The sequence below is a fragment of the Flavobacterium sp. ZB4R12 genome, from assembly GCF_048276375.1.
GTDB classification, from domain to species: domain Bacteria; phylum Bacteroidota; class Bacteroidia; order Flavobacteriales; family Flavobacteriaceae; genus Flavobacterium; species Flavobacterium gawalongense.
Map to the genome: position 1 here is coordinate 194,853 of NZ_JBLNKS010000003.1, position 15,936 is coordinate 210,788.

The 15,936-nt window shown below is 33.3% G+C and carries 15 protein-coding genes and 2 tRNA genes; 11 read left to right on the top strand and 6 right to left on the bottom strand.

What is annotated here, in order from left to right; all coding sequences use genetic code 11:
- Nucleotides 1–47 precede the first annotated feature (47 nt).
- Nucleotides 48–2,441, bottom strand: coding sequence for a DUF5916 domain-containing protein (locus ACNO7W_RS03385; protein ID WP_417937022.1), 2,394 nt, complete (start codon nucleotides 2,439–2,441; stop codon nucleotides 48–50).
- A gap of 188 nt (nucleotides 2,442–2,629) precedes the next feature.
- On the opposite strand from ACNO7W_RS03385, the gene ACNO7W_RS03390 reads away from it, so the two are divergent.
- Complete coding sequence (locus tag ACNO7W_RS03390) at nucleotides 2,630–3,352, top strand: murein L,D-transpeptidase catalytic domain family protein (RefSeq protein WP_417937023.1); 723 nt, start codon at nucleotides 2,630–2,632, stop codon at nucleotides 3,350–3,352.
- Here ACNO7W_RS03390 and ACNO7W_RS03395 read toward each other — a convergent pair.
- Both ACNO7W_RS03395 and ACNO7W_RS03400 read right to left on the bottom strand, forming a co-directional pair.
- Complete coding sequence (locus ACNO7W_RS03395) at nucleotides 3,341–4,927, bottom strand: L,D-transpeptidase family protein (protein WP_417937024.1); 1,587 nt, start codon at nucleotides 4,925–4,927, stop codon at nucleotides 3,341–3,343. The genes ACNO7W_RS03390 and ACNO7W_RS03395 overlap by 12 nt on opposite strands.
- Nucleotides 4,920–5,366 carry a GNAT family N-acetyltransferase gene (locus ACNO7W_RS03400; RefSeq protein ID WP_417937025.1) on the bottom strand — a complete coding sequence of 149 codons (447 nt, stop codon included), beginning with the start codon at nucleotides 5,364–5,366 and terminating at the stop codon, nucleotides 4,920–4,922. Before ACNO7W_RS03400 ends, ACNO7W_RS03395 begins: the two co-directional genes overlap by 8 nt.
- A gap of 173 nt (nucleotides 5,367–5,539) precedes the next feature.
- On the opposite strand from ACNO7W_RS03400, the gene ACNO7W_RS03405 reads away from it, so the two are divergent.
- Together ACNO7W_RS03405 and ACNO7W_RS03410 are read left to right on the top strand one after the other, a co-directional pair.
- A tRNA-Gly gene (locus tag ACNO7W_RS03405) sits at nucleotides 5,540–5,612 on the top strand.
- Nucleotides 5,613–5,658: 46 nt separating this feature from the next.
- A tRNA-Gly gene (locus ACNO7W_RS03410) sits at nucleotides 5,659–5,731 on the top strand.
- A 59-nt stretch (nucleotides 5,732–5,790) separates the two neighbouring features.
- Here ACNO7W_RS03410 and pepE read toward each other — a convergent pair.
- Nucleotides 5,791–6,498: a dipeptidase PepE gene (gene pepE, locus ACNO7W_RS03415; RefSeq protein WP_417937026.1), complete on the bottom strand. Its 708-nt coding sequence runs from the start codon at nucleotides 6,496–6,498 to the stop codon at nucleotides 5,791–5,793.
- 169 nt (nucleotides 6,499–6,667) lie between these two features.
- Between pepE and ACNO7W_RS03420 the strand changes: the two genes are divergently transcribed.
- The 7 genes from ACNO7W_RS03420 to ACNO7W_RS03450 all read left to right on the top strand — a co-directional run bounded on the left by ACNO7W_RS03420 (nucleotide 6,668) and on the right by ACNO7W_RS03450 (nucleotide 12,913).
- On the top strand, nucleotides 6,668–7,435 hold the full coding sequence (locus ACNO7W_RS03420) for a hypothetical protein (protein WP_417937027.1): 768 nt from the start codon (nucleotides 6,668–6,670) through the stop codon (nucleotides 7,433–7,435).
- 1 nt (nucleotide 7,436) lies between these two features.
- Nucleotides 7,437–8,150: a carboxypeptidase-like regulatory domain-containing protein gene (locus tag ACNO7W_RS03425; RefSeq protein ID WP_417937028.1), complete on the top strand. Its 714-nt coding sequence runs from the start codon at nucleotides 7,437–7,439 to the stop codon at nucleotides 8,148–8,150.
- Nucleotides 8,140–8,892, top strand: a complete 753-nt coding sequence (locus tag ACNO7W_RS03430; protein WP_417937029.1) for a hypothetical protein — start codon at nucleotides 8,140–8,142, stop codon at nucleotides 8,890–8,892. The genes ACNO7W_RS03425 and ACNO7W_RS03430 overlap by 11 nt, the downstream gene beginning before the upstream one ends.
- Before the next feature lie 126 nt (nucleotides 8,893–9,018).
- Nucleotides 9,019–9,522, top strand: a complete 504-nt coding sequence (locus tag ACNO7W_RS03435) for a DUF6702 family protein (protein ID WP_417937030.1) — start codon at nucleotides 9,019–9,021, stop codon at nucleotides 9,520–9,522.
- Between the two features lie 65 nt (nucleotides 9,523–9,587).
- Nucleotides 9,588–11,831 (top strand): M1 family metallopeptidase, encoded by a 2,244-nt coding sequence (locus ACNO7W_RS03440; protein ID WP_417937031.1) that lies wholly within the window; start codon nucleotides 9,588–9,590, stop codon nucleotides 11,829–11,831.
- Between the two features lie 108 nt (nucleotides 11,832–11,939).
- A complete protein-coding gene (locus tag ACNO7W_RS03445; RefSeq protein WP_417937032.1) occupies nucleotides 11,940–12,341 on the top strand; it encodes a Sec-independent protein translocase subunit TatA/TatB in 402 nt (133 codons plus the stop codon).
- Nucleotides 12,341–12,913, top strand: a complete 573-nt coding sequence (locus ACNO7W_RS03450) for a phosphatase PAP2 family protein (RefSeq protein ID WP_143388326.1) — start codon at nucleotides 12,341–12,343, stop codon at nucleotides 12,911–12,913. Before ACNO7W_RS03445 ends, ACNO7W_RS03450 begins: the two co-directional genes overlap by 1 nt.
- A gap of 210 nt (nucleotides 12,914–13,123) precedes the next feature.
- Here ACNO7W_RS03450 and ACNO7W_RS03455 read toward each other — a convergent pair whose 3' ends face one another.
- Nucleotides 13,124–13,765, bottom strand: coding sequence for an O-methyltransferase (locus tag ACNO7W_RS03455; RefSeq protein WP_417937033.1), 642 nt, complete (start codon nucleotides 13,763–13,765; stop codon nucleotides 13,124–13,126).
- Between the two features lie 81 nt (nucleotides 13,766–13,846).
- On the opposite strand from ACNO7W_RS03455, the gene rlmN reads away from it, so the two are divergent.
- The gene (rlmN, locus tag ACNO7W_RS03460; RefSeq protein WP_417937034.1) at nucleotides 13,847–14,890 is read left to right on the top strand and encodes a 23S rRNA (adenine(2503)-C(2))-methyltransferase RlmN; all 1,044 of its coding nucleotides are present in this window, start codon (nucleotides 13,847–13,849) and stop codon (nucleotides 14,888–14,890) included.
- A 66-nt stretch (nucleotides 14,891–14,956) separates the two neighbouring features.
- Here the strand turns inward: rlmN and ACNO7W_RS03465 are convergent, their stop codons facing one another.
- A complete protein-coding gene (locus ACNO7W_RS03465) occupies nucleotides 14,957–15,838 on the bottom strand; it encodes a hypothetical protein (protein WP_417937035.1) in 882 nt (293 codons plus the stop codon).
- Nucleotides 15,839–15,936 lie beyond the last annotated feature (98 nt).

Sequence of the window (15,936 nt, forward strand, 5' to 3'; positions counted from 1 at the left end):
CGATTGTTTTTGAATTTTATTTTAACAGAGTGGTAGTTATAATAGCTTTAGAATTTATTTTTTACCACATTATAATCAATAAAGTAGCGAAGACTAATTGAAAAAATATTAGTCAGGTTACTGTCAAAAACATTTTTAAAGTTTGTGGATAAATTTTTCTCTACATCACTTGTACTTTCTTGTGCATAATTGCGATATAAAATAGATATTTCACTACCAGGAGCAAACCACCAGGAATAGGATAAATCAAAATTCCAAGAGTTAAAATTTCTGTTTTTATTCATGGAATAATTGTTGTTTTGAACTAGATGACCATTATCCTGTAAAGTAAAAAAATCATGATTTTCAGAATAGGACCAGTAATAACGCGCCGTTAAATTGATGGTCATCTTATTGTTTAGTGCATATTTACCTGTAATATCATTTTGTAGTATTTCCCTATTGCGTTCTGCAAAAATAATTCCCATATTGTCAAATGCCACCCAACCTCTGTCATTTTTTTTACGGGTATAATCTAATACGTAAAATAGCGAAAATTTATCATTAAACCTGTATTTTGGGCCTAAAGCGAGACCGTAAGTAATTCTATCATCTTGGTCATATATTGTGAAACTTGGGGTGAAGTCAAAAGTAAAAGCATTATTGCTATTGAATTCAGTTCCAAAATAAGATGTTATTTTTCTGGGGATTTGTAGATATCTGCCGTTTTTACGTGGCTCATAAAAATCGAACGTTTCTAATGGATTTATTATCAAAGCTAATTCAAAATAATCATTGTTTCGTGATGTAGCCTTTATGACAGATTTATACCAACCTTCTTGTAATTTCCCAGTAGTATTTTGTATTTCTAAATTGACTTCCTGCTCTATCTTGAAGGTGTTGAAAACTTTTGTTGGGTTTAAAATTCTATAACTGGCATTCGCATAGGCATTGTGATAATTGGTGTAAAAAATGATTCCTAAATCATTTATGTCATAATCCTTAGATAGGTATTTTCCAGAAAGTATATAGCGGTATTTCCCACTTGTTTTCTCAAAGTTTAATGAAGTTTTAAAACCATCATAATCTTCAATTGCATTGATAGAACTGTATTTAAAATCCCCGTATAAATTATACGTGTTTTCTTTTGTGCTTAAATCAAATAATAATGCGGAAACGTTGGCATCTCTAAAGCCGCCATTACGAGTGGTATTTGTATTTACAAAAGAAACCGATGAATTCTGATTAAAACGCTGATCAAAAACCAAAACATTATAATTAGTCAATGGTTCGATGACTTCTTTTCGTGTTTCATTCGTGTCATTATCCCGAATAGTAGCGTAGGTTTTTTCAGTAACAGCATTCAAAAAACCAATTCCTAAACCTTTCTCTGTTCTTCCGGAAACTTTCACAGCATTCAGCAAATCAACAGTACTTGGATAATTTATGATTTCTTCGTTAGCTGCAATTATAGGTTCTGTGCTAGGTGCTCCACCAATTCTTCTGGAATAAAATAGTCCTCCTTTATTGAATAAATCGGTTCCTTCTGTAAAAAAAGGTCGGTTCTCATCTAGCTTTTGCTCGAAAGGTTCAAGGTTTAAAATAGCATTGTCAAATTTTGTCTGTCCAAAATCGGGTACCAAAATAGCATCGAGTGTAAAAGAATCATTTATGCCGTATTTAATGTCCAGTCCTGCTTTGAAAGTGGTTCCTGAGCCAATATCATTTTCTTGGTAATAGGCGGATGAGTAAGGGATTAAGAAAAGCCTGGTAGGCGTTTTTATGTTTTTAATTCCTTCGAGAATTCCCGCTTGCGGAATTACTGCACCAATTTTTGTATCTACACGATTCCAAGTGTATTTTTGAACATCTCGTTTTATCTCACGCATAAAATTTAAACCCCAGGTTTGTTTATCAGCATTTGAAAATCGTAAAGCTGCATAGGGAATTTTCATTTCGACTACCCAACCAAAGTCAGTTAGTGTCACTTCACTATCCCAAATGGCATCCCATGTAAAATCTTCACTGTCTTCAGTTGCTAAACAATCCATTTGGACTCCTGCTGAACTCACAAAAAATCGGAAGTCTTGTTGCCCATCGTTGAAGCCGTTGATGTAAACTGAAAAGTTATCGGAAACCCCAAAAACATCACGGTTTGTTATTTCTTTTTTAATTTTATCGGGTTCATTATCATATAACAAAGCAGCTATATAGATGGCGTTATTGTCATATAGTACTTTAACTTCGGTTTTCTTATTGGTGTTTATCGGCTTTCCATTGTCAGGTTGAAACATGACAAAATCGGTAGCTACTGATTCTGTTTTCCAAATTTCCTCGTTAATTTTGCCATCGATAGTGATATTTTCTGTAGTAGATTTTGCTAAAAGAACCTTTTTTTGACTATAGGTATTGAAACTATAGAATATTAAAAAAATTAGTGCTGCAGACTGAAATTTGGACATAAATTAGGATTGTATCAAAACAAAAATAACAAAATTAACATAGAAAGTGATTTTTTTATGATTTTTTACTCAATATTTCCCTTCATTGTTCGTTATAGTTGGACTAAAGTTTTGTTAAATTTTTTTTAATTGTTATTTTTTGCTGTACGTTTGCAACCCTAAATTAATTTATAACTTAAAGATAATCAATGATTTATAAGATATTTCCTGCAATTTTGTTTGTACTTGTTTCCTTCTCTCTGAGTAAAACAAGCTTTTCTGAGCCAAAGAATGCTAAACCAGTGGTTTATGCCAAAACGCTAGAATCTAGTGTTGAGACTAAAATTGAAATGGTATATAATAATTTACATTCCAACAAATTCACTTTGCCTAAATTAGAAAGCTTCGCTGTCGCTTTGAAAGGGTATTACCTGTTGAAAGAAAAAGGATTGATAAAGAAAGACATCTTAACCTTAGTTGATTTTAGTTTGTCTTCCAATACTAAAAGACTTTGGGTGATTGATTTGATTACTGGTGACGTATTGTTTCATTCTCTTGTTGCTCATGGAAGAAATACTGGAGAAGAATTTGCTTCTAATTTTTCAAACTCAGCTGAATCGTATAAAAGCAGTTTAGGATTTTATGCTACAGGTGAAATTTACAATGGAAAACATGGAATGTCCCTTAAATTAGATGGTTTAGAAAAAGGAGTTAACGACAATGCGAGAGCAAGAGGTGTAGTTATGCATGCGGCCGAATATGTTTCTAATTCGTTTATTAAAAATAACCACAGATTAGGAAGAAGTCAAGGCTGTCCTGCTGTACCGGTAGAGTTATCTAAAGAAATTATCAGTGCAATAAAAAACAAATCGTGTTTCTTTATTTATCATCCTTCAAGAGTTTCTAAATTAGCAGCTGCATCAATTTCGTAATTTATTGTATAAATTGGCGTCAAGGGCATAAATATCATCTCTAAAAATCAATTTGTTGTTTTCGCTCCAAGCAGTCCAATATAATAAATGGAACGAAACCTCTTTTTTGATTTTGATAAATTTTGTTTTTTCGCTTTGTAATATTTTTGTAATTTTCTCTAGATTCCAATTGACAGCGTCGTCCAGTAAATACTCTGTTAGTTCTAATGGATTGTCAACCCTGACGCAACCGGAACTCAACGAACGATCTATTTTGTCAAAATAATCCCTGTGATTTGTATCGTGTAAATAAACAGAGAAGCGATTTGGAAAAATAATTTTTACCATACCAAGCGAGTTAAAAGTTCCCGGACTTTGAACATATCGATACGTTTCGGCTTGGGATAATTGCCACTCATAAGGACTTACTATTCTGCCATTGCTATCATATACCTTAATGTTTGAATTTGTTAAATAGCTTCGGCTTTTTAAAATAGCCGGAATTACATCTTCTCTCAAAATAGTTGGAGGAACAGTCCATGTTGGATTAAAAACCACCTGGGTTAATTTTGAACTTAGGATTGGTGTTTTTCTTTTGGCTCTTCCTACTATTACTCTATGAGTTCTCAAAGTGTCCTGGTCTTTAATTAAGGTCAATCTGTAATCAGGAATATTAATGATTATATATTCTTTTCCCATTTCTTTTGGATACCATTTCCAGCGCTCTAAATTGGCAATAATTTGATGGATACGTTGTTGTTTTGAAAAATTGAGGGAGGCAATCGTTCCTTCATCAATAATCGCGTTCGGACCTAAACCGTGACGGACTTGAAATTTTTTTATGGCAATTACTGTTTCTTCGTCGTAAACGGGAGTCAAACTATCTTTTGGTTGTAATTCTTTCCAATAAATCAATCTTTTTTTGATGTCAACTATAGAAGGATTAGTGTCATTTGGAGTAATTTTTTCAGTAATTTTTATCGGTTTGAAATTATCTTTTGGTAGAGTGTTAATTAATTTTAGTGCTTTTTTCAATCTTTTGTAAACAATATGATTGGGTTTTAATTGTTCTATTTTATCTGTTAAGGAATCGCTGTCTAATAAATGTGTCATTGTCTCATTTATATCAATGTAATTTTCTCTCAAGTCCCAATTTTTATACAATTTTCTCGGGTTCAGTGTTCCGTTAGTCAAATGTGAAATGTATTTTTGAAAACTGGCGGTCAGTAAAACATCATATTTTGCTAAATCAGAATCGTTTAGTGTTGCTGATTTTTTTTCAAAATTACTTAATGCTTTTACTTTGTAATCTTCTGGATTTAATCCTTCCTCATCAGATTTAAGGAGTTCTGCTAAAATGATTTTTCTATTTTCTTCAGATTGCCAAACCGTTCTGTATTTAGTAGATTTGTAAAAATCGGTGAGTGCTTTATCGTTAAAAGAAATTAGTAAAGTAGGGCCAATTTTAATTGATTTGCATTCAGGTTGAATACGAGGTTTAGGAGCCTCATTTTTTAAGACTGCCTCGCTTTTTAGTTCTTCTCTTTTACAACTGGTTACGATGCACAGTAATAGTATTAGGAATAATTTATTCATCACTCATTTTTTTAAACATGACAACGTGTTCACCGACTCCTAGTATTTCAAAAGGCAATCCTTTAACTTGGTATCCCATTTTTTCATAGAAACCAATTGCCTTTTTTCTGGCATTAAACCAAATTAAATTTGCCTTTTGGTCCATGCAATGTTTCTCTGAATTGAGAATGAGCTTTTCGCCAAAACCCTTTTTTTGATACTGTTTTAAAACCGCCATGCCCCGAATTTGATACTGTTTTTCTGCAGCAAATAAATTATTTTTTGCTTCGAATATTGAAATAACACCAATGATATTGTTCTTGTCAAACAAACCAAAATGGGAGGTGGTTTCTAAATTATCGCCATCAAAATGACAACTGTCTATCGATTTGTCGGCTCGAAGGACAGGATGTCTTACCGGAAATGTCTCCAGTGCAGCTATTTTTTTGATGTTTTGCATTATTTTTTTGAAATGTTTTTTCAGCTTAATAAAGGTATAATATTTTCATATTAAATTCTTTATGATTTGTACGCGCTTTAATAAAAAGGGCTGTGGGGGTAAGTTTGCAATTTTTTAAGAAAAAAAACTTGCATTGAAGCAAACTTATTAATTATATTTGCACCGTTGTTAATGCGAAAGTAGCTCAGTTGGTAGAGCTCCAGCCTTCCAAGCTGGTTGTCGCGAGTTCGAGCCTCGTCTTTCGCTCTAAGCCTCAAATTTAGGTTTGAGGTTTTTTATTTAAAATTTTTATGCGAAAGTAGCTCAGTTGGTAGAGCTCCAGCCTTCCAAGCTGGTTGTCGCGAGTTCGAGCCTCGTCTTTCGCTCTTCAAAGCCGAAACGTAATTGTTTCGGCTTTTTTATTTAGTATGAATTCATTTCAGAATCATTTTATAAAACTCAAGTCGGTTCCGCTTTCTAATTCTTCAGGATCTTGATTTTGTCTAAAAAGTCTCGCCGATAAGTTTCCTCTTAAAGTTATTTTTTCGCCTTTAACATCTAACCAGCTTCCTTCTCGTAATCCTAAAACCGGAATAGCATTAAAAGCGTGAAATTCTTTTATTCTTGTTTCGCGCGTTTCGCCCATGTGTTTTGATTGTTCATCAGCATCTAAATAATGCGGATTCAAATTAAAAGGAATTAATCCTAAAGTTTGAAAGCTTGGCGGATAAATAATAGGCATATCATTGGTGGTTTGCATCGTCAGTCCGCAAATATTACTTCCGGCACTTGTTCCTAAATAAGGCGTTCCTTTTTTAACGGCATCGGCAAGAACGGTCATTATTTTGTTTTTATACAATTGTGAAACCAATAAAAAAGTATTACCGCCTCCTGTAAATATACCTTCTGCATTTTGGATTGCTTCAGCTGCATCTTCAAATTCATGAATTCCTTTTATTGTTTTATTTATTTTGGCAAAAGCCAAAGCAACTTTTGAAGTATATTCCTCATGTGAAACACCTCCTGAACGTGCATAAGGAATAAAAAGTATCGTTTTGCAATTTAAAAAATGCAAGCTTAATTTAGGTAATAAATATTCTAAATAGTCCCCGCCATGAAGGGTAGATGTACTGGCGATAAGTATGTTTTTCATTGTGTTTTCTTGTAAAGAATAGTTTGGGTTAAAGATATAAAATTGTGTTTTTTTATGTTGTGATTCCGTTTTTTAATTAACATATTTTTACCAAGTCGTTAATAATTAATTTGGAAGAGAGTAAGATACTTTTACAACATACCAATAATCGAAATTTGATTATCATCTAGTGAGTAGAGTTGTATGCATTTTTTTTATTTTAATTGCTTCAAAGGCTTTTGCGCAAGAATCTATTCCTGTTAAATTGGACGGAAAAATAATTGCTGACATGTCGAATTTAGAAGGGATTTATGTGATAAATTTAAAAACTGAAAAAGCAGTTATTACTGAAAAATCCGGATATTTTTCGATACCTGCAGTTGTAGGAGACACACTTATGTTTTCTGCGGTGCAATTTAGAGGAATTCGTATTGTTTTGACCCAAAAACATTTTGAAAATGATTTCCTTTTTGTAAAAATGGAGCCAATCATGAATCAATTAGAAGAAGTTATCGTTAAAAGAGGATACGATAATATTAATGCAGTTGCACTTGGTATAATTCCAAAAGGACAGAAATCCTATACAGTGGCAGAACGTAAATTATATACCGCAACAGATCTTAATGCATCTGCAAGTTTATCGGGAATGGCTGGCGGTTCAATTTCAGCCGATCCATTGCTCAATTTTATTTCTGGCAGAACGGGTATGCTCAAAAAACAACTGGAAGTAGAGAAAAAAGAGTCTTATTTAAAACAATTGGAGAAACTGTTTGATATTGACCATTTTGTAAATAAAGGAAAAATTCCTTCTGAATACGTAAAAGGATTCGAATATTTTGCCGTTGAGAATACTAAATTCACAAAAATTTTGGATTCAAAGAATAGAACAACAATTGAATTTTTATTGGGCGAATTAGCCACAAAATATAACGAAATAATAGCCAGTGAAAATAAATAATATGCTACTGCTTGTTTTGTTTTTCATAGCTACTGTCTCTTTTGGTCAAACCAGTATTGAAAAAGAAATTCGTGGGAAAATTAGTGCCGATACAATCGCTGTTGAAGGCATAAAAATCGTCAATTCATCTACTGAAAAAGTAACTGTAACAGATAAGAATGGATTCTTCTCGCTATTCGCAAAAGAAGGAGATGTTTTGGTTTTTTCTGCTGTAAATCTTGTAACTTTACATAGAAGAATAAGTAAACAGGATTTGATACCGGAGGTTCTTAAGATTCAAATGTCGCCAAAAAGCATTGTGCTCAAAGAAGTTATTGTCAATGAAAATCCACAAATAACTGCGGAAAACTTAGGGATTATTCCTTATGGTCAAAAGAAATATACGCCAGCGGAAAGAAAATTATACACCGCAACTTCTGGTGGTGGTATAGATGGTTTGCTAAATGTTATTTCAGGTCGTAAAGCGATGCTTAAAAAAGAAATAGCGGTAGAGAATAAAGAACAGTCGTTGAACCGGCTTGCACCGCTTTTTGAAGATAAATATTATACAGAAATCCTAAAAATTTCTGCTGATTATATTAAAGATTTTCAATATTATTGTGTTGATGATGCCAGTTTTACCGTGGCATTGAAATCTAAAAATAAAACATTGATCATGTTTTTAATTGCTGGCTTGTCTGAAAACTATAATAAAATCATTACAAATGAAAAATAAAATCGTAATACTGGTTTTGTGTTTGTGTTGTCAATTTTGTTTTAGTCAATTGACAAGAAAAACATTGTATGGTCAAGTGGTAAATGATTCCATTAAGTTAGAAAATGGGATTGTTTTTAATGTTAATTCCAAAACAGGAACGGTTATAAACCAACAAGGTTTTTTTAGTATTCTGGCAAAAGTCAAAGATACATTGGTTTTTTCTGGCTTAACTTTTAAATCAAAAAAAATAGTTCTCACCCAAAAAGAAATTTCAACCCCATTATTAAGAGTGAAACTGGTTGCATTTGTCAATTTGTTGCCAGAAGTGGTGGTTTATGGGGACAAAAAAATAAATCCGATTTCAGGAAATTCACAAAAGTATGTCGATATGCAATATTTTGATGATGAGAAGTCTTCTCCAAAAAATAGGACGATGCCATCCGATGGAAGTATTGAAAAAGGAATGGATTTTGTGCGAATTTACAAAGATGTATTAAAAGCTTTGAGAAAAAACAATCCTGAAAAAACAGATTTTACAAGTGATAAAAGTTTTACTGAACTGGTCATGAAAAAAGTTAGTTACTCCTTTTTTACAAATACATTAAAGTTAAATGATGATGAAATTGGTCTTTTTCTTATTTTTTGTGAGAATGATTCCAAGTCAAAAATAGTCATGAAACCTGGCAATGAATTCCAAGTGATGGATTTCCTTGTTACAAAAAACAAAGAATTTAAAAGAATTACTACTTTTGAAAAATGAAATCGCCATGATTCCAAAACGCAATTGAAAATCATCGAACACAAATAAAAATAAAAAATTGTGAGATAAATAAGATTGAAGAAAGGCGATACCCATATTCCATTAAAAAACAAATAGAATCTTCGTATGAAAAAAACAATCTTATATGCCTTTATTGGAATTTCATTCCTGAGTTTAACCGCTTTCAGTGTTCATAAATTTTATGTTGCAGTATATCAGATCAATTATGCTGCCGAAAAGAAAATGCTCCAAATTACCTCTCGCATTTTTGTTGATGATTTGAATAATGCTTTAGAAAAAAAGTACAACAAAAAAGTGTATTTAGGAACCGAAAAAGAATCACCTGAAGAAATGCTTTTACTAAAGAAGTATTTTTTAGAGAAATTTTCTGTAAAAGTAAATGGGCAAACAAAGCCTGTTAATTTTTTAAGCAAAGAGCTGGAAGGGGATATCCTTATTTGTTATTGCAACGTAAAGGAAATTGCCAAAATTAATTCGCTTGAAATTTTCAATACGGTTTTGATAGATTGGAATACCGAACAGCAAAATATTACCCATGTTAATGTATTAGGAGAGAAAAAAAGTATACTCTTTACAAATTCTAATAGGAGTGAAATGTTAAAATACTAATAAAATGCAAGTAATTTGTTAAAAATTATTATTTTCACACGCTTAAATAATCGGCATTCTATAACATGAAAAAAATCACATTATTATTTATTTTTCCAGTAATTCTATTTGCTCAAGAAAAAACCACCACATTAACCCCAAAGCAATCAGGAAAGTACGACACTAACAAGTTTAGTCAAATGTATGACTTATTAGCAACGCCTAATATGTTTCGTACCGCTTCCGGAGCTCCAGGACCAGCTTATTATCAACAACAAGCTGATTATAAGATAGACGTGGAGGTGGACGATAAAAACGCCAAATTAAGTGGCTCTGAAACGGTAACGTATTATAACAATTCTCCAGATAGTTTAGAGTATTTATGGTTGCAGTTAGATCAAAATCAAGCAGCTAAAAACTCAGAATCTCCTTTAGTTGAAAGTAAAATAATAGAACAAGTATTACCTGCTGAAAAGTTTGCAAATCAATATTTTAAACAAGGATTGGATCGTGGATTTAAAATTGAATATGTAAAAGATGCAAAAGGAAATCCTTTGTCTTATACTATAAATCAAACCATGATGCGTATTAATCTGGTTACTCCTCTTAAACCAGGAGAAAAATTTATATTTTCAACTAAATGGTGGTACAATATCAATAACTACATTCAGGATGGCGGTCGTTCCGGTTATGAACCATTCGAAAAAGAAGGAAATAGATTGTATGTAATTGCTCAATTCTATCCAAGAATGGCGGTTTATAATGATGTGGAAGGATGGCAGAATATGCAATTTTGGGGAGGAGGAGAGTTTGCTTTACCTTTTGGAAATTTTGATGTAAATATTACGGTTCCTGCAGATCACGTTATGGATGCAACAGGAGAATTGATGAATAGAAGCGAAGTGTTTACACCAGCTCAGGTAAAAAGATATGAATTGGCACAAAAAACATTCGATAAACCGGTTGTTGTTGTAACGCAAGCAGAGGCTGAAGCCAATGAAAAAGGATTTTCAGACAAGAAAAAAACATGGAAATTTAGTGCTAAAAACGTAAGAGATTTTGGTATTGCCACTTCAAGAAAGTTTATTTATGATGCTATGGCGGTACAATTAAGCACTAAAGTTGTAATGGCTGAGTCACTTTATCCTAAAGAAGCGAACCCGCTTTGGGGAGAAACTTCAACACAAATGGTAGCGCATACTTTAAAAAGTTATTCTTCTCATACTTTTGACTATCCTTATCCAAAAGCAGTCTCAGTATCTGCGGAAGATCAAGGAATGGAATACCCTATGATTTGTTGGAATTTTGGTCGCCCTGATGCAAATGGTGTAACTAGTGAACAAGTGAAAAATGGAATGATAGGAGTGGTGATCCATGAAGTAGGACATAACTTTTTTCCAATGATTGTTAATTCTGATGAGCGTCAATGGACTTGGATGGATGAAGGGTTAAACTCTTTTATGGAATTTATGGCAGAACAGGAATTAGGAACTAATTTTCCTTCAAGACGTGGACCTGCAAAAAATATTGTTCCTTATATGAGTGGAGATCAAAAGTTTCTGGAACCTATCATGTCAAACTCTGAGAGCATTATTCAGTTTGGGAATAATGCCTACGGAAAACCAGCTACGGGTTTAAATATTCTTAGGGAAACCATTATGGGAAGAGAATTATTTGATCATGCTTTTAAGGTGTATGCAAATAGATGGAAATTCAAACACCCTACACCTGAAGATTTCTTTAGAACTATGGAAGATGCTTCGGCAGTAGATTTAGATTGGTTTTTCAGAGGCTGGTTTTATTCAACTGATTTTGTTGATATTGGTATAAATGAAGTGAAACAATATTATGTTTCTGAAACTCCTACAGCAGCGTTGAAAGATGCTAAGATAAGAAAAGGACGTTTTGGTTTAGATAAAGGCCCATTCGTATATTTAATTTCAGAGAAAAGCGAAGAATTAAATCCTTCGGACAAGAAACCATTGAAAATAGAGGAAGTGAAATTGCTTTCAGAATATGTAGACCAAAAACTTACAGCCGAAGAAAAAGCAACGATGAAGACGCCTAAATATTTCTATGAAATAGAGTTCAATAAACCAGGGGGAATGTTGATGCCAATTATTGTTGAAATTACTTATGAGGATGATACCAAAGAAACTTTCAAGTATCCGGCACAAATTTGGAGAAAAAATAATGAAACGACCAAGAAAGTGTATGCCACTGAAAAAGTAATAAAAAAGATTCAGATTGACCCGAAATTGGAAACTGCTGATATAGATGTTACTAATAACACTTGGCCAAAATCAGAAGTGAAATCAAAATTTGACTAATAAGAACAGTATAAAAGAGGCTCCAATTGGAGTCTCTTTTTTTATGAAAAAATTAAAATACTGAGATTCAAAAAATGATATCTTTGTATTCAAGAAAAATCTAAAAATATGTTTGGTATAGGAGGAGGCGAATTAATTTTTATAATGTTTATTGTACTCATGCTTTTTGGCTCGGATAAAGTGCCTGAAATAGCACGTACTATGGGAAAAGCGATGGCGCAGATAAAAAATGCGACCAACGATATAAAAAGTGAAATTCAAAAAGGGGCTGAAGCCAATGGTTTTGATACAAAATCATTGAACGATATTAGGGGTAGTATTACATCGGAAATCAATAAAGCAAAGGACAATCTGTTAGGAGACACTTCGTCATTCAGCGATATGACGGGAAATATTACGTCAGAAATAAATAAGGCCAAAGACAATCTTTTGGGGGATACAACAACTGAAACAGAAAAAGCAAAAGAAGAAATTGACGACATTACTGGTCCCATAAAACGCCAGATGTAATGTTGGAAAAAATACTTTCTCTCGATTCCGAATTATTTATTTACCTGAACAGTTTGGGGTCTGAAACTTATGATGGATTATGGCTGTTTATTACCAGACAGAGTAATTGGATTCCGTTATTTTTGCTGTTAGCGTACCTGCTTTATAAAAAATTGGGAGCAAAACAAACCCTATACTTACTTTTATTTATAGCGGTGTTGTTAACAATTACAGATCAAACAACCAATTTATTCAAAAATGGATTTCAAAGATTGCGACCGTGTAATAATCCAGAAATAAATTCATTTATTCGAGTTGTACAATTTCGTAATTCCTATAGTTTTTTCTCTGGACATGCCGCTAATTCAATGGCCGTATCTACTTTTTTATATTTCAATTTTAAAAACAAAATCAAATATTTCGGCTTTCTGTTTTTATGGCCGTTGATATTTGCATACAGCAGAATATATCTAGGGTTACATTATCCAATAGATATTCTTGCTGGATTTTTGTTTGGATTTATTTTTGGCTTCTTAATGTTTAAGATATACAAAGCAGCACAATTAAAATATTTTCCTCGAAAAGACAGTTAGAAGGTTTTGGAGCTATTTACTTCGTCAGTTCGCTTCGCTCGTGTCCTGCTTTTCACTTCAATCTTTTTATTTTTAAAAAAAAAATAAAAAGGATTTTCGTTTTAATCAGGGCTAGGGCATTGGTTTTTAAAAGCTTATTTTTTTTTTAAAATTAATACTGCCAGAAACCGGAAACCTGAATTCTGCTATCTAAAATTTACAACCTGAAATCTAAAGAACCCGACTCACGGTCAATCCATCGCGAATAGGCAATAAAACTGTTTCTACTCGGGGATCATTTGCTAATAGATTATTGTATTCCAATAATATTTTTGTGCTCAAATCTTTAGGATTCAATGGTTCGAGAACTTTACCGCTCCACAACACATTATCCGATAAGATAATTCCGCCTTTATTCATTTTTGGAACAATCAACTCAAAATAGTTGAGGTAATTTTCTTTGTCGGCATCAATGAAAACCAAATCAAATTTCATATCAAGCGTTGGAATGATGTTAATAGCTTCTCCAAGATATTGGGAAATTTGTTTCCCCCAAGGTGATTTGTCAAAATGCTTGCGCTGAAAATCAACCAATTCTTCTTTGATGTCAATCGTATGAAGCGTTCCGTTTTCCTGCATTCCTTCACACAAACACAAGGCAGAATAACCCGTATAAGTCCCAATTTCAAGAATATTCACCGGCCGAATCAACTTAGATAACATACTCAAAACACGACCTTGAAAATGACCGCTCAACATTCTTGGCAGTAGAATTTTTTGGTAGGTTTCTTTATTCAAAGCAGCCAATAAAGCTGGCTCTTTTTCAGAATGTTGCTCGATATAATCTTTTAATTCTTGTGAAATGAAATGCATTTTTTGATTTTTTTTCAATAGAAGGCAAAGTTATCAAATTATCAAATCAACAAATCAACAAATTGTCATTAAATTTGCACCATGCAAATCGATAAAAAAGACATACGAGCCTTATCAAAAGAACAATTACGTGATTTTTTTGTGGCTAATAACGACAAAGCCTTTCGTGGAAATCAAGTCTATGAATGGTTGTGGAGCAAAGGCGCGCATAGTTTTGAGGATATGACAAATGTTTCCAAGGGAACACGAACTATGCTTGAGGTTAACTTTGTTATCAATCATATCAAAGTAGATACCATGCAACGCAGTGAAGACGGAACCGTGAAAAATGCTGTTCGTTTGCATGATGGTTTGGTGGTGGAATCTGTTTTGATTCCAACAAATACTAGAACAACAGCTTGTGTTTCCAGTCAGGTGGGATGTAGTCTGGATTGCAATTTTTGTGCTACAGCTCGATTGAAAAGAATGCGTAATCTCGAACCTGCCGAAATTTATGATCAAGTAATTGCCATCGACAAAGAAAGTCGTTTGTATTACAATCATCCCTTGTCGAATATTGTTTTTATGGGAATGGGTGAGCCGCTGATGAATTACAACAATGTTTTGAAAGCGATCGAAATGATTACTTCCCCGGAAGGTTTGGGAATGTCACCCAAACGGATTATGGTTTCTACTTCAGGAGTGCCAAAAATGATTAAAAAATTAGCCGATGATGAGGTGAAATTCAAATTGGCGGTTTCGTTACACTCTGCAATCGATGAGATTCGTTCCCGAATTATGCCTTTCAGTGAAAATTTTCCTTTGGCTGATTTGCGGGAGGCTTTAGAATATTGGTACAGAAAAACCAAAAGTAAGATATCCTATGAATATGTAGTTTGGAAAGATATCAATGATAATAAAGCCTCAATAGATGCTTTGGTGAAATTCTGTAAATATGTTCCTTGTAAAGTCAATTTGATTGAATACAACCCAATCGATGACGGAGAATTCCAGCAAGCCTCAGAAGAATCTATTAATGCCTACATAAAAGCACTTGAAGCCAGCGGTATTGTTGTGAAAGTACGACGTAGCCGCGGAAAAGATATAGATGCTGCTTGTGGTCAATTAGCCAATAAAGAAGCATAAAAAAAGGAGTTCAATTTTGAACTCCTTTTTTTGTCTTGAACGAATATGAAAATATTGGTAAACCTATTAGTTACCCAAAGTAATTTGAGTTGCTGTACCACCATCTATGGATAGCATGGCTAAATTATCACAATCACCTGTTCCGTAGTCAATTGTTGCATGGTGTGAATTTTTTGAAAGTTTTACTATTCCAGATACAGGAAATGGCATAGGAACTGGTATTAAACTACAAGCGGTTTTATGAACTAATGGTGTTGCTGATTCTATTAAAGTAGTAAAAACAGTTCCATTTGGATGATTTGTAGTAAATGTGCCATAAGTTGAATATACATCATCTGTTGGGCTTAAACGGGTTGAAAACCCTGCAGTCATTTCTCTTACACGATCCCCATTACGGGTGTAAACTCCTGTTGACGCGGTTAGTGTCATGCCAGTCATGGTAAATGTGGTTTTTGGATGTAAAGTGTCTCCACTGCCCAGTATTTCTCTTTTCCAAGTTGATGTGCCTTCTAGTTTGTTGTCATTTACATAAAAATTATGGTAGGTAACAGTCATGATTTTAGGAAAAGTGGTTCCAATAGTGCGAGTTAAAATAATTTGTCCTTTTAGAGAATGTCCTCTAAATATACAGGCAGAAGTTTCAGTTCCAAAAGTAATGGTCAAGACTCTAACGGAAGTTGTTGACCCTAAATCACTAACGGATGCGCAGTTAGGCAACAATGAATGGTAATTTTCAGTGCTTTTTCCAGTTGTGGAACCTTCACTTACTTCGTACTGATTATCAACGATAAGTGAAATATCGTCTATGGCATTATCCATTTTCTGAGTAGCAGCAACATCGTTACTGGTTACAGTTGCATCTGCAGTAGCAGAATTAGGGTCTGACGAACAACTTGTAAATGCAAGAATGTTCAAAATCATTCCAAATAATAAGATTTTTGTTTTCATGATAAATGGGGTTAAGGTTTTTCTTTTGATAAATAAATTATAAAAAGGTTTAATTGGGGCTCAATTAAGTCATAAATATATAGAAAAAATCGATTCGA

Bases quoted from the DNA above. Each gene is read 5' to 3' on its own strand.
- ACNO7W_RS03385 (WP_417937022.1), bottom strand. From the start codon at position 2,441: ATGTCCAAATTTCAGTCTGCAGCACTAATTTTTTTAATATTCTATAGT.
- ACNO7W_RS03390 (WP_417937023.1), top strand. From the start codon at position 2,630: ATGATTTATAAGATATTTCCTGCAATTTTGTTTGTACTTGTTTCCTTC.
- ACNO7W_RS03395 (WP_417937024.1), bottom strand. From the start codon at position 4,927: ATGAATAAATTATTCCTAATACTATTACTGTGCATCGTAACCAGTTGT.
- ACNO7W_RS03400 (WP_417937025.1), bottom strand. From the start codon at position 5,366: ATGCAAAACATCAAAAAAATAGCTGCACTGGAGACATTTCCGGTAAGA.
- pepE (WP_417937026.1), bottom strand. From the start codon at position 6,498: ATGAAAAACATACTTATCGCCAGTACATCTACCCTTCATGGCGGGGAC.
- ACNO7W_RS03425 (WP_417937028.1), top strand. From the start codon at position 7,437: ATGCTACTGCTTGTTTTGTTTTTCATAGCTACTGTCTCTTTTGGTCAA.
- ACNO7W_RS03430 (WP_417937029.1), top strand. From the start codon at position 8,140: ATGAAAAATAAAATCGTAATACTGGTTTTGTGTTTGTGTTGTCAATTT.
- ACNO7W_RS03435 (WP_417937030.1), top strand. From the start codon at position 9,019: ATGAAAAAAACAATCTTATATGCCTTTATTGGAATTTCATTCCTGAGT.
- ACNO7W_RS03440 (WP_417937031.1), top strand. From the start codon at position 9,588: ATGAAAAAAATCACATTATTATTTATTTTTCCAGTAATTCTATTTGCT.
- ACNO7W_RS03445 (WP_417937032.1), top strand. From the start codon at position 11,940: ATGTTTGGTATAGGAGGAGGCGAATTAATTTTTATAATGTTTATTGTA.
- ACNO7W_RS03450 (WP_143388326.1), top strand. From the start codon at position 12,341: ATGTTGGAAAAAATACTTTCTCTCGATTCCGAATTATTTATTTACCTG.
- ACNO7W_RS03455 (WP_417937033.1), bottom strand. From the start codon at position 13,765: ATGCATTTCATTTCACAAGAATTAAAAGATTATATCGAGCAACATTCT.
- rlmN (WP_417937034.1), top strand. From the start codon at position 13,847: ATGCAAATCGATAAAAAAGACATACGAGCCTTATCAAAAGAACAATTA.
- ACNO7W_RS03465 (WP_417937035.1), bottom strand. From the start codon at position 15,838: ATGAAAACAAAAATCTTATTATTTGGAATGATTTTGAACATTCTTGCA.